General features: G+C 65.7%; 13 protein-coding genes and 1 tRNA gene. 6 read left to right on the top strand and 8 right to left on the bottom strand.

Features of this window, described 5'->3' with window-relative positions:
• Position 1 precedes the first annotated feature (1 nt).
• Positions 2-154, top strand: a complete 153-nt coding sequence (locus Q0Q02_RS17375) for an NAD(P)H-dependent oxidoreductase (RefSeq protein ID WP_293811173.1) — start codon at positions 2-4, stop codon at positions 152-154.
• 72 nt (positions 155-226) lie between these two features.
• On the opposite strand, the gene Q0Q02_RS17370 is transcribed toward Q0Q02_RS17375, so the two are convergent.
• Complete coding sequence (locus Q0Q02_RS17370) at positions 227-469, bottom strand: DUF2312 domain-containing protein (RefSeq protein ID WP_047574439.1); 243 nt, start codon at positions 467-469, stop codon at positions 227-229.
• 293 nt (positions 470-762) lie between these two features.
• On the opposite strand from Q0Q02_RS17370, the gene Q0Q02_RS17365 reads away from it, so the two are divergent.
• The 3 genes from Q0Q02_RS17365 (at position 763) to pyk (ending at position 4,097) form a co-directional block, all read left to right on the top strand.
• On the top strand, positions 763-2,037 hold the full coding sequence (locus Q0Q02_RS17365) for a DUF4147 domain-containing protein (RefSeq protein ID WP_293811171.1): 1,275 nt from the start codon (positions 763-765) through the stop codon (positions 2,035-2,037).
• Positions 2,038-2,039: 2 nt separating this feature from the next.
• Positions 2,040-2,483 carry a DUF1036 domain-containing protein gene (locus Q0Q02_RS17360; RefSeq protein ID WP_367275040.1) on the top strand — a complete coding sequence of 148 codons (444 nt, stop codon included), beginning with the start codon at positions 2,040-2,042 and terminating at the stop codon, positions 2,481-2,483.
• A 174-nt stretch (positions 2,484-2,657) separates the two neighbouring features.
• Positions 2,658-4,097, top strand: coding sequence for a pyruvate kinase (gene pyk / locus Q0Q02_RS17355; RefSeq protein ID WP_293811167.1), 1,440 nt, complete (start codon positions 2,658-2,660; stop codon positions 4,095-4,097).
• Between the two features lie 187 nt (positions 4,098-4,284).
• Here the strand turns inward: pyk and Q0Q02_RS17350 are convergent, their stop codons facing one another.
• Together Q0Q02_RS17350 and ykgO are read right to left on the bottom strand one after the other, a co-directional pair.
• A complete protein-coding gene (locus tag Q0Q02_RS17350) occupies positions 4,285-4,938 on the bottom strand; it encodes a tetratricopeptide repeat protein (protein ID WP_293811165.1) in 654 nt (217 codons plus the stop codon).
• Positions 4,939-5,078: 140 nt separating this feature from the next.
• On the bottom strand, positions 5,079-5,204 hold the full coding sequence (gene ykgO / locus Q0Q02_RS17345) for a type B 50S ribosomal protein L36 (protein WP_038363015.1): 126 nt from the start codon (positions 5,202-5,204) through the stop codon (positions 5,079-5,081).
• Between the two features lie 244 nt (positions 5,205-5,448).
• On the opposite strand from ykgO, the gene Q0Q02_RS17340 reads away from it, so the two are divergent.
• Together Q0Q02_RS17340 and Q0Q02_RS17335 are read left to right on the top strand one after the other, a co-directional pair.
• The gene (locus tag Q0Q02_RS17340) at positions 5,449-5,658 is read left to right on the top strand and encodes a hypothetical protein (protein WP_293811164.1); all 210 of its coding nucleotides are present in this window, start codon (positions 5,449-5,451) and stop codon (positions 5,656-5,658) included.
• Positions 5,659-5,915: 257 nt separating this feature from the next.
• Positions 5,916-5,992: transfer RNA gene (locus Q0Q02_RS17335), tRNA-Arg, on the top strand.
• On the opposite strand, the gene Q0Q02_RS17330 is transcribed toward Q0Q02_RS17335, so the two are convergent.
• From Q0Q02_RS17330 to Q0Q02_RS17310, 5 genes are all read right to left on the bottom strand, one after another.
• Entirely contained in the window at positions 5,963-7,600 is a 1,638-nt protein-coding gene (locus Q0Q02_RS17330; protein ID WP_293811163.1) for a recombinase family protein, read from the bottom strand. The two genes, Q0Q02_RS17335 and Q0Q02_RS17330, sit on opposite strands and share 30 nt — an antisense overlap.
• Positions 7,601-7,636: 36 nt before the next feature.
• Positions 7,637-7,858 carry a hypothetical protein gene (locus tag Q0Q02_RS17325; RefSeq protein ID WP_293811161.1) on the bottom strand — a complete coding sequence of 74 codons (222 nt, stop codon included), beginning with the start codon at positions 7,856-7,858 and terminating at the stop codon, positions 7,637-7,639.
• 83 nt (positions 7,859-7,941) lie between these two features.
• A complete protein-coding gene (locus tag Q0Q02_RS17320; RefSeq protein WP_293811159.1) occupies positions 7,942-9,825 on the bottom strand; it encodes a hypothetical protein in 1,884 nt (627 codons plus the stop codon).
• Positions 9,826-9,925: 100 nt separating this feature from the next.
• Complete coding sequence (locus Q0Q02_RS17315) at positions 9,926-10,444, bottom strand: hypothetical protein (protein ID WP_293811157.1); 519 nt, start codon at positions 10,442-10,444, stop codon at positions 9,926-9,928.
• Between the two features lie 107 nt (positions 10,445-10,551).
• Positions 10,552-11,412, bottom strand: a complete 861-nt coding sequence (locus tag Q0Q02_RS17310; protein WP_293811155.1) for a hypothetical protein — start codon at positions 11,410-11,412, stop codon at positions 10,552-10,554.
• Between the last annotated feature and the right edge of the window lie 11 nt (positions 11,413-11,423).

Raw genomic sequence — 11,423 nt, 5'->3', positions numbered from 1 at the left:
GATGGACTCGCAAGAGCCGCATCTGCGCACCATGCTCGGCTTCGCGGGGATCACCGACGTCACCTTCATCCGCGCCGAGAAGCTGGGCTACGGCCCGGAGGCACGCGATGAGGCGATCCGCAACGCCAACGCCGAGCTCGCCCTCGTCGCCTGAGGCTCTTCCCAACAAAAAGCCCCGCATCGGGAGACCGATGCGGGGCTTTTTCATGCCTGCGCGGAAAACCGCTTACGCAGTCTCGCCAACGGCCTGCAGGTAGAGGTCGAGGATCGCTTCCTCTTCCTTGCGCTCGTCGAGATCGCGCTTGCGCAGCGCCACGACCTTGCGCAGCACCTTGACGTCGTAGCCGTTGCCCTTGGCCTCGGCATAGACCTCCTTGATGTCGTCGGCGATCGTCTTCTTCTCTTCCTCGAGCCGCTCGATGCGCTCGACAATGCTCTTGAGCTGGTCGCCCTGAACCGGATCGTCCATCTGATAACCTTCTCGGGTACGAAATTGGCCGGCAGCGTTCGCCCGGATGGGGGGCGCCCGTCAAGACCGAACTGGCCGAAGCCCGGTCGCCCATCAACAGTCCTGACGCCGCACGGCCGGGCACGCGGCTCGCTCAGCTCACGCAACTCCTCCAAAAAGTATGACTAGATCGCCAGACGGCTGATGACGCCGCATCCAAGCCACCCTACAACGATAACAAGGAGAGCGCCGCGAAGCGGCCGGGAGAAAGGGAGCCGCGCGGCGTGCCGCAATCCACTACCGCAATCGCCACGATGCGCGCCACCGCCCGCGCGATCTTCGACGCCGCCGTCGCTCGCGCCCATCCCGCTGGCTGCCTGCCGCAGCATCTGCCCTCAGCCCCCGCCAATGGACGCCTGATCCTGCTCGCAGCCGGCAAGGCCGCCGGCAGCATGACCGCGCTCGCCGAAGCGCATTATCTCGACCAGGGCTTCCCGCCCGATCGGCTCCTCGGCCATGCCGTCGCCCGGCACGGCTATACCGCGCCGACCCGGCATATCCCGATGGTCGCGGCCGGCCATCCCGTTCCCGATCAGGGCAGCATCGACAGCGCCGAACGGGCGCTCGCGCTAGCGGCCTCCGCGACCGCGGACGACCTTGTGCTCGTCCTGCTCTCGGGCGGCGGCTCGGCCAACTGGGTTGCCCCAGCCGGCACGCTCGCCCTTGCCGAGAAACAGGCGGTCAACAAGGCGCTGCTGCGTTCCGGCGCACCGATCGGCGAGATGAACATCGTCCGCAAGCGACTGTCGCGGATCAAGGGCGGCCGGCTCGCGCTCGCCGCCGCACCGGCCCGGCTGCTGACACTGGCGATCTCCGACGTGCCCGGCGACGAGCCGACCGCCATCGCCTCTGGCCCGACCGTCGCCGATCCCAGCACCACGGCCGAAGCCCGCGCCATTGTCACCCGCTACGGGCTCGACCTGCCGCCGGCTGCCCGCGCCCTGCTCGACGATCCCGACAACGAGACGCCGAAGCCCGGCCACCCCGCCTTCGCCAACAGCGAATTCCGCATCATCGCCCGCCCCGCCGATGCGCTGGCGGCGGCGCGCATTGCCGCGGAAGCCGCCGGTTATGCCGTGCTCGATCTGGGCGCCGATCTCGAAGGCGAGGCTCGCGATGTCGCCGCCGCCCATGCCGAACTCGCCAAACGCCTCAAACGCGAAGGCAAGCGCGCCGCCATCCTTTCCGGCGGCGAGCTCACCGTGACCCTGCGCGGGTCCGGCCGCGGCGGCCCCAATCAGGAATACGCGCTGGCGCTGGCGATCGCCTTGGCCGGCGAACCCGGCATCGTCGCGCTCTCCGGCGACACCGACGGCACCGATGGCGGCGGTGGCGAGGCGACCGACCCGGCCGGCGCCCTGGTCGATCCCCAGACTTTGACCCGCGCCGCCGAGATCGGCCTTGATCCTGCCCGATCCCTCGCCGACAACGATTCGACCGGCTTCTTCGAAGCGCTCGGCGATTTGCTGCAGCCGGGACCGACGCTGACCAATGTCAACGACTGCCGCGTGATCCTGATCGAACCGTGAGAATGCCGGGCTCTCCTCGAACGGTCCTTCCCCTCGCCTTCTGCGCGGCCGCCTTCCTCGGAAGCGTGGCGCCGGCAAAAGCGGACCTGCGCATGTGCAACACGACCTCGAGCCGTATCGGCGTGGCGATCGGCTATCGCGACGCACAGGGCTGGATCACCGAAGGCTGGTGGAACATCAGCCCTCGCGGCTGCGAGACGCTGCTGCGCGGCACGCTGGCCGCGCGCTTCTACTACGTTCACGCCGTCGATTACGACAAGGGCGGCGAATGGACCGGCAAATCGGTCATGTGCGTGCGCAACAAGGAATTCACGATCCGGGGCATCGAGGATTGCCTGGCACGCGGCTATGACCGCGCCGGCTTCTTCGAGGTCGATACCGGCGAGCAGAAGAGCTGGACGATCCAGCTCACCGATCCCACTGGCGGCGGCGTTCCGCGGCCCTGACCGGCTTACGCCCGGTGACGGTCTCGGCATAAGGTGGACCAGCGACGCAGGGCCATCCGGCCTTGCGGACAAGAACAGGAAGCGAGTTCCCGGCGACGGGTTCAAGCTCGCTCCGCGATGGATGAAAAGGCGCGACCGAAGCCGAACAGGCTTGCGGATCGCAAGGGGAGAACGATGAAGCGCGAACGCCGGATCAAGATCATCGCCACTTTGGGTCCCGCCTCCTCGACGGAGGAGATGTGCGCAAAACTGTTCGAGGCCGGGGTCGACGTCTTCCGCATCAACATGAGCCATACCCAGCGTGAGACGCTCGCCGAGAAGGTCGCGATGCTGCGCGGGCTGGAAGGCAAGTTCCGCCGGCCGGTCGGTATCCTCGCCGACCTTCAGGGCCCGAAGCTGCGCGTCGGCCAGTTCGGCGGCGACGGCGGCGCGATGCTGGACAAGGGCGCACGATTTACGCTCGATTCCGACCCCGCGCCGGGCGATGCCAAGCGCGTCCACCTGCCCCATCCCGAGATCCTGAGCGCGCTCGAGCCCGGCCACCATCTCATCCTTGACGACGGCAAGCTGCGTCTCGTCGTCGAGAAGGCCTCGGCCAAGGAGGCGGTGACCAAGGTGCTGGTCGGCGGGCGCCTGTCCTCGCGCAAGGGCGTGAGCCTGCCCGACACCACGATCGCCGTCTCCGCCATGACCGAGAAGGACCGCGCCGACGCAGAGGTCGCGGCCGAGGTCGGCGTCGACTGGATCGCGCTCTCCTTCGTGCAGCGTCCCGAGGACATGGCTGAGCTGCGCAAGATCGTGCGCGGCCGGGCGCTGGCGCTGGCCAAGATCGAGAAGCCGCAGGCTGTGGCCCGCATGGAGGAGATCATCGACGCCTCCGACGCGATCATGGTCGCGCGCGGCGATCTCGGCGTCGAGATGCCCCTGGAGAAGGTGCCGGGCACCCAGAAGCGACTGACCCGCATGGCCCGCGTCAAGGGCAAGCCCGTCGTGGTCGCGACCCAGATGCTGGAGAGCATGATCACGAGCCCGGTGCCGACCCGCGCCGAGGTCTCCGACGTCGCGACCGCCGTCTTCGAGGGCGCGGACGCCGTGATGCTCTCGGCCGAAAGCGCCGCCGGCCAGTATCCGGTCGAAGCCGTGACGATGATGAACCGCATTGCCGAGGAGGTCGAGAACGACGCGGTCTATCGCTCGATCCTCGAATCGCAACGCAACGAGCCCGAGGCGACCGGCGCCGACGCCATCGCCAAGGCTGCCCACGAGATTTCCGAGACGCTGAACCTCAAGGCGATCTGCGCCTGGACCTCCTCGGGCTCGACCGCCTTCCGCATCGCCCGCGAGCGCCCGAACTCGACGGTGATCGCACTGACCCCGAACCGCGCCACGGCGCGGCGCCTGACGCTGGTCTGGGGCGTGCACGCCATCGTCACCAAGGACGCCAGCGACGCCGACGACATGGCCTTCCGCGCCTGCAAGTTCGCGGTGCGCGAGCATTACGCCAGACTCGGCGACCGGATCATCGTCGTCGCCGGCGTGCCCTTCGGAACACCGGGCGCGACCAACATGGTCCGCATCGCCTTCATCGCCCAGGAACATGTCGAGAAGGCGTGAGTGACGTGACGCGCCGGACTGAGAGGTTCCGGCGACCTTCCGTGAACCACCACCGTCATTCCGGACAAGCCGCGAAGCGGCGCTGATCCGGAATCCATCGTAGAGCGCCTCACCTTATGATGGATCCCGGGGCAAGCCCGGGATGACGGCGTGTTTCCGAGGGTGAATCAGTCAATTCGAGACGCGTTCACGCGTCCCTGCCGTCGACCTCGGTCTTCAGCGAATCGACCGCCTTCTTCACCGCATCGAACTGCGGATAGACTTCAAGAGCCTTGCGAAAGGCCGTCATCGCGGCCTTGTCGTCGCCCTGCTGGCGCAGGATCATGCCGAGCCCCATCATCGCGCCGTAATGGCGCGGCTCTCGCTTCAGGGTCTCGCCGATATCGAGCATGGAGCGGATCGAATCGCCCATGAGATAGAGCGCATTGGCGCGCTGGTTCCAGGCTTCCGCCCAGTCCGGCTTCAGGCTGATGACACGGTCGAGCAACTCGATCGCCAATTCGTTCTGCTTGTCCTTCAGCGCCTGCTGGGCGCGGGTCATCAGCAGGTCCGCCGTATCGGAGCCGGAGCGGGCCCAGCGCCGCTGGATCAGCCGGGCAACGCCCTCAGCCTCTTCCTGCGTGGCGGCGTCGTGCAGGCGCTGGAACAGCCGCTCCAGCGTCGCCGCCGGGCTGCGCGGTGGCACATTGGGTGTGACTGGGTTATCCGTCTTGTCGTCCGGCGCGACAGTACCTGGCCGCGATGGCGGCGTCGGTTGAGCAAGCGCCCCGCTCACGGCAACCGGGCCGGCCGAAGCCAGCAGCAGCGCGAAGGCGGCGAGCGCGGTGCGAGGACGGATCATGCGGACAACCTTAGCCGCCATCGCCGCTCCGTCAAATCACAGCCGGGCGAGCGCGCAACGCAAAGAGCGGGTACGCCATCGGCGTCCCGCTCTTCAAAATCCCAACCGAGGCATCCGCGCGGCGAAAGCCGCGCGACGTCTCAGCCCTGACGCGCCTTGAAGCGCTTCTGGACCTTGTTGATGATATAGACGCGGCCCTTGCGGCGCACGAGCTGGTTGTCGCGATGGCGCGCACGCAGCGACTTCAGCGAATTACGGATCTTCATCGTCTCAACTCCATCGGCCCGCCCGTGTGAGATGGGCCGGTCAAAAACTTTCAGTCTGCGACGCGAACCTCAACGGCCCTCACCGCCCATGCAATGGTGCGACTGATGCGATGCCGGCTGTATACGGATTTTTCCGCGGATCGCAAGTGCGTTCAGGGCCCGGCCCGCAGGAAATCCGCTTTTCCTGGGTGGGAACCTGGGCGAAAGAATCGCGTTTCGATTCTCACCCATGCGGAGACCACCCATGCGCCTGCCTCTTCTCGCTTCGATCCTTGCCACGACGCTGTTGCTCGGCGCCTGCGGCAACACCGTCGAACAACGCATCGGCGGCGCGGCCGTCGGGGCAGGTACCGGCGCCGTGGTTGCAGGTCCGGTCGGCGCTGTGGTGGGCGGCGCAGTCGGTGCGGTATCCGGCCCGTCGGTCGCGCGCGCCACACGCCGCGCCACGCGCTGATCCCGACAGGCGCCATCCGCAGGCAAGGAGCAGTTCCTGCCGGCGGCGCGAACCTCGACCTTACCCGCCCGCCAGCAGATCGCTGTCTGGCGGGCTTGGCTGTCTGAAACCTGCCGCACCTGCGTCCATCGGGGGCCGCTCAGGAGGCAATCACAACAATTCCATGACTTCGTGATTTTGAGGGTTGCCAAGACGAAACGGACCGGCTATCTCCCCCGTCATCAGGCCGGACGCAACGCGTCATGACGCTCTGAGACGCGCCCGTAGCTCAGCTGGATAGAGCATCAGACTACGAATCTGAGGGTCAGAGGTTCGAATCCTTTCGGGCGCGCCACTTCGGTACAGATCTGCGAACTTCCTGCACATTGGTGGGGCCGTCCTTGACGGCCTGCGCCAGCACGTGGGTGTTACCGATGAGACGGACGACGCCGTCGTCGACTTCCACGCGATCGAGCAGCGCTCGCAGGTAGCCTTTCCGGAATGGGACCGGGCCGTTCGCGATATTCTCGGCGACGAGGTGGCCGAATCGCGCGAGCACCTCGTGGGAAAAGTCGTCCTGACCCGCTCGCGGCGCCTGGAGCCGTTCGAGCTCGGCATCGACCTTGGCGATCTCGTCCCGGCGCAGGGCGATGCGGCTCCTGATCTCGTCGTCGACGATGTCGCTGCTCTCGACGAGATCGACGAGGCGCCGGAGCTTATCCCTGGCCTCGAATCGGGTCTGTTCCAGCCGTCTGATCCGGGCCTCGACCTCCTCGGCACGGCGCGAGCGGGCGTCGATCACCGCCGACAGGACAGTGGCCAGGCGATCGGGCTGGAGGAGATTTTTCATCAGGGCGTCGACGACGAGACTATCGAGGCGGTCCATGCGGATCGAGCGTCCGGGACAGGCGGTCTTGCCCTTCCGGGCACAGGCCGAGCAGGTGTAGTATTGATAGACCTTGCCCTTACCGCCAGTGCCGGTGCGCAGGGTCATCGCGGCACCGCAACGGCATGAAGTCAGGCCCGTCAGCAGAATCGGCCCGGTGACGATACGCGGTGCGACGACCTTCGGGCTTCGCGTGGGAAGAGCCTGCTGAACCCATTCGAACAGCGTGCCATCGACGATCGGCTCGACTGCACCATGGATATGCTGATCGGCCGGCTTCTGGCGGAGCGTGCGGGAACAGCGGCGGTTGAACGTCGTCTCGCCGATATAGGCGCGATTGGTCAAAATCGTGTGGACGGCGGCCACCCCGAACAGGCCCCCGCGCTTGGTACGATAGCCGTGCCCGTTCAGCCAGGTCGCGATCGTCTTGACGCCCATCGGGCCGCTGCCGGCATCGCCATCGCGATACAAGGCGAAGATCCGCCGGACGAGCTCGGCCTCCACGGGATCTACGACCAGGACCTTCTTGTCGCGATTGCCGTGCCTGGCGACGACCTTCGTCGTGAATCCGAGCGCGACCGGCGAGCCGTTGTAGAAACCGAGACGGGCGTTCTCCTTCATCACACGCTCGACATGCTTGCCGTTCTCGCGCGACTGGTACTCGTCGAAGAGGGTGAAGACCTGCCGGACCAGGGCACCCGACGGGTCATCGGTGACGGCTTGCGTCATCGACACGATGGCGACGCCGTTCTTCTCGAGCTTGCGGCGGTAGTATTCGAAGCTGAAGGAATCGCGGAAGAAGCGCGAGAAGGAATGAACCAGGACGACGTCGAAGGGCCTGTCGTCATCCACCGCCCTGTCGATCATGGCCTGGAACTCGGGCCGGTTGTCGTCCGTCGCCGACAGACCTGCATCGGTATAGGTCGCCGCGAGCTGCCAGCCTTTCGCGGCGACATAATCCGCGATCTGCCTCTGCTGGTCGGGGATGGAGAGATCACTCTCGGCCTGCCGTCCCGTCGAGACGCGGCAATAGGCGCAGACCTGAAGTGGGCCGCTGCGCGGAAGCACTACCGCCACGGCTTTCTTCCGACCGGTCATGACGCCTTCCCTTCCTCACTCTTCGCCGAGCAGAATCTCGTCGATCTGATCACCGAGATAGTGGCACAGCAACTCGATTTCCCGGGGGGTGACGGGCAAATTCTCGAACCCGCATTCGACCTTGATGTCTTCCCTCTCGCGCCTGCGACGATCAGCCTTTCCTCCAGACGCGCGACGGCCCCCGGCCGGGAAGCCGGAGGCGGTGTCGTCTCTTGTCTGGCTCGGCCTCCTGGCCATGGCGGCCTCCGATGGGGAGGTCGACCAAATTCACCACCGAGGTATGGAACTGAAGAGGGGAAGTTTCGGAAAGATTGAAGCGGCTACGTCAGCCAGATCGCCGCTTCGGCGAGCTTGCTGGTTTCTGGCGACAGTGGCTTTGGCGAGAGGCAAACCGGGCCATCGTTGTAAAACGTGACCCGCTGAGCGCGCGCCCTTTTCATCCCCTCCGCGCACAGTCCGACCAGCTCGTGCACGACCTTCGCGTGCGCAGGGTGCCGCGAAACGGCGAGCGCCAGCGCCTCGTCGAACATCTCCCACTCGGCATCCAACGCCGGATTGTCGCCGCCCGAGCGGAAGCGCTGCACCAAGAAAAACTCCTGCGCCATGTGGCAGGTGACGATCATGCTGCCGTGCCGGTTCAAATCCCCCAGAGCAATCAGCCACTGGTACATCAGGGTTAGGTGGGTTTCGTCGCGCCAGATTTTTGCGGGGTTCAGCCGGGCGTGCAACGCCAACAGAACCCGAAACGTCCGATCGATGTCCCACCTATCAGATTGGGACACCGAGGGCTCGCCGTCGGCAGCCATGTCGAGATGGGACCGGAGATCGGACTTTGTACCCTTGCCGTTGTTGTGCTGGCGCAGGTCGCGCGAGTTGCCGGTCTCGAGATGGGCTCGTCGCAGGGCCTTGAGCGTTGCCTGCAGCAGCTCGTAAGCGTGCTCTTCCTTCTCAACAAGTGAATCAGCGCCGGCGCCACGGCAGAGCCGCAGCCCGATCCCGAACAACCTCTCGTGCACGCCGTGGGCGTAGACGCCATCGGTCAACGTGGCGATTTCCGCCCAGTCCTTTATCTTCTGGGACAAATCAGGAAAGCTCCCGATCGTGTTTATGTAGCGCGGGTCCTGCGCGACGATCGTGTGCCCGACGCGCGGATTGATAGCACCATTATTCGCAGAGCTTGTTCGTGGTTTGACAAGGGCCGCCGCCCTCATCTGCTTGTGCAGCGCTTCGATGAAGTCGAATAGGCGCAGCAGGAAGCGGATGAGGACGATTTCGTAAACCGAATGCCCGGCGTTGCCTTTCTTGAAGATGTCGCGTCCGATCTTGATGTCCCGGTCCAGAACGCGCTGAAACCCGAGACCCAGATTCAACCCGAGGCTGCGGGCGGCGGCCGGGGTCATCTCGAACATCATCTCGATGCGGCAATGTTTGACGGTCGCCAGATGCGGCGCCAGCGTTGTCAGATGGGTGTCCTCGATCAGGGATCGATTGCGTTCGATGATCTGGCCGGCTCTGCTCTTCTTGACCTCTTCGGCGCCCTCCGGCGCCTTCGGTGGGAGCTCTGCCGCCTCGTCTGGGACTTCTGGCAATCGAGCGCGCCGCGTGCCTGCCAGCGCGGGCCGGATATCGGGATCGTAATCCTCGCCCGCATAGGCGTGACGGTCCTCGATCGAGGGCGGGACGGAGGCCTTCAAGGTCTGCTGCTTGATGTCGCGGGCAAGCGGGCGTCCCTTGCCGTCGAGGACATCTATGCCTTCGCGCCCAAAGAAAGATGCCCGCTTCTCTGTGATGTAGACGCAGCGGACATATTCCGACCCTCGGTCGCGCAGCCAAGCCAGGCGTTTCAGGCCGTCGAGCACGAGGCTTAAACCCTCTTGCCTGAGAAGGAGGATCGGCTGGATAGTGAGATGGGCCTCGCGATCGAGCGGAGAGCGTTTGCGTCGGCGTGAGACTGGAAACGAGCGGCCTTTCGGGACCATCGCCAGCACCTGCGCCAAAGGCAGATCCGCGAAGGTCACGCCGGCCGGTGGCCGGCGGTTGACCAGCGCCTCGTTGATGCCGCACGCGATCTGAAAGATGCTGAGGACCTTGCCGCTGACGCAGCGGCACTCGCCGTAGCGGGCGGAGACCAGGTAGGCCTCGGAAAACGCCGGTTCTCCGCCGTCACTGCGCCCGCTGGGCGGTTCCTTCAGAGCGTGTCCCATGTCGTTTGCGAATCACCTGCTGCTTCTCGAGGAAGCATGGCAAGGATCGCGCAAACGCATAGGACGCCGCCTTGGCGTGGTTAATTGCAAACGATTTGGTCTACGGCGTCACGCCACCGGTCTTGACCGGGAACTTGGCCTGGAACTGCTCTTTTTCGACCGCGACGACGCCGTCGGCATCGCCGACGATGTAGTGCGAGGAGGTGATAAGGCCCGCCTCGCAGTCGAGGAGGCCGGCATAGGCGATGCCTTCGTCCTTGCGCAGGAGACGCGGCGTGCAGCCAAAAGCCAGGATCGGGATGCGGGCCGCCTTCATGGCGTCGACCTGCCCGACCTGCCCGAGGATCACGACCGCGCGGCAGCCACCCTGGATGGCGCTGACGAGTTCGTCCTTGCCGAAGACGGCACTGTTGCCGAAGTGGCTCGCATTGACGATGACGACGTGATCCTTGCCGCGCGTCCTCAAGACCTCGTTGAGCTTGAGGCGACCGATCTGCGGAACGACCGGCAGCGCATCGCCCTCGAACTCGGCTATCTGGGTGAAGTTCGCGGTCGTCGGCAAAACCCTGGCCGACGGCCCAAAGCTCTCACAAACCTTCATGCACTTGTACGCGGCCATCGTTCTCTCCTGACCTGTGTTGCGGTCGGGAGAGTGTCGGGACCGACCCCGACCGAAACCAGAGGGCAAGTTTCGGAAGGGGCGCGGCCCCCGGTGTCATCAGACGCTCAGACGACGACCGGCGAGAACGCCTGCCCGAACCCTTGCGCCCTGGACTTCCACCCTGCGGTCGCCTGCCGCCTCAGTGCGACGACATGGTCATGGATGATGCGCTCGGCGATACGGATGAGGCGGTCGGCATCGAAGCCCTTCGGGCGGAAGACGTAGAACTCTTGCGCCTGGCTCGCGCGCATGATTGTGCCGAATCCATACGCGGTCCCGCGCACGGCTTCGCGGGGCGTGATGCCGATGAGGTCGCAATGGGCGCGACCGGCCTGGCTCTGGAGCCAGGCGTTGAGGGCGGCGTTGCGCATACGAACGTGCATCCGTTTATCGAACTCGCGGATCGACAGGTCGTGCGGCAGCCGGACCGCGAGGCAGCGCTCCGTGAGTACGACCGGCGAGCCTTCGAGAGGCTTGCCATTCGACAGGATGTGCTGCGCCATCCAGTTGTCGTAGCCGAGATCGCAGCAGGGGTAGCCATCGGCGCTGGTGGTGAGCGCGCCGTAGCGGTCGGCGTTGAGCTCGCGGAAGCGATCCCGCAGATTGACCTGCGCGGTGACCGAGACCTTGTGGATCGGCATCCTAAGGCGGCGGGCGAGCCCGAGCAGGCCGGTCGCGACCGTTGGCATGCTGTGGTCCTCGCCACAGCCGGCGACGTAGATGAACACGAGCTTGCCCGGTTGATAGGCCGCGAGGAAGCGCGTCTCGGTGAAGGCATCGTCGGCGAGCGGCAGCAGCGTCTTTCCGCCGATCCGCGGCCAATGCGTCGGGAACCATTGAGTGACGGCGCCGGCCGATCCGGGCGGGAGAAGCGGGCTGCCGATCTGGCGCTTCGCGCGGATGGCGGGCGTGGTCCTGGTCTTCATGATCTTGATCT

The sequence above is a fragment of the uncultured Allobosea sp. genome, assembly GCF_945956895.1.
Lineage (GTDB): Bacteria > Pseudomonadota > Alphaproteobacteria > Rhizobiales > Beijerinckiaceae > Allobosea.
Note: the sequence above shows the minus strand (reverse complement) of the source record. Positions and strands in the feature narration are given on the sequence as shown.

Coding starts and splice junctions, on each gene's coding strand:
- Q0Q02_RS17375 (WP_293811173.1), top strand. CDS start 2: ATGGACTCGCAAGAGCCGCATCTGCGCACCATGCTCGGCTTCGCGGGG.
- Q0Q02_RS17370 (WP_047574439.1), bottom strand. CDS start 469: ATGGACGATCCGGTTCAGGGCGACCAGCTCAAGAGCATTGTCGAGCGC.
- Q0Q02_RS17365 (WP_293811171.1), top strand. CDS start 763: ATGCGCGCCACCGCCCGCGCGATCTTCGACGCCGCCGTCGCTCGCGCC.
- Q0Q02_RS17360 (WP_367275040.1), top strand. CDS start 2,040: ATGCCGGGCTCTCCTCGAACGGTCCTTCCCCTCGCCTTCTGCGCGGCC.
- pyk (WP_293811167.1), top strand. CDS start 2,658: ATGAAGCGCGAACGCCGGATCAAGATCATCGCCACTTTGGGTCCCGCC.
- Q0Q02_RS17350 (WP_293811165.1), bottom strand. CDS start 4,938: ATGATCCGTCCTCGCACCGCGCTCGCCGCCTTCGCGCTGCTGCTGGCT.
- ykgO (WP_038363015.1), bottom strand. CDS start 5,204: ATGAAGATCCGTAATTCGCTGAAGTCGCTGCGTGCGCGCCATCGCGAC.
- Q0Q02_RS17340 (WP_293811164.1), top strand. CDS start 5,449: ATGCGCCTGCCTCTTCTCGCTTCGATCCTTGCCACGACGCTGTTGCTC.
- Q0Q02_RS17325 (WP_293811161.1), bottom strand. CDS start 7,858: ATGGCCAGGAGGCCGAGCCAGACAAGAGACGACACCGCCTCCGGCTTC.
- Q0Q02_RS17320 (WP_293811159.1), bottom strand. CDS start 9,825: ATGGGACACGCTCTGAAGGAACCGCCCAGCGGGCGCAGTGACGGCGGA.
- Q0Q02_RS17315 (WP_293811157.1), bottom strand. CDS start 10,444: ATGGCCGCGTACAAGTGCATGAAGGTTTGTGAGAGCTTTGGGCCGTCG.
- Q0Q02_RS17310 (WP_293811155.1), bottom strand. CDS start 11,412: ATGAAGACCAGGACCACGCCCGCCATCCGCGCGAAGCGCCAGATCGGC.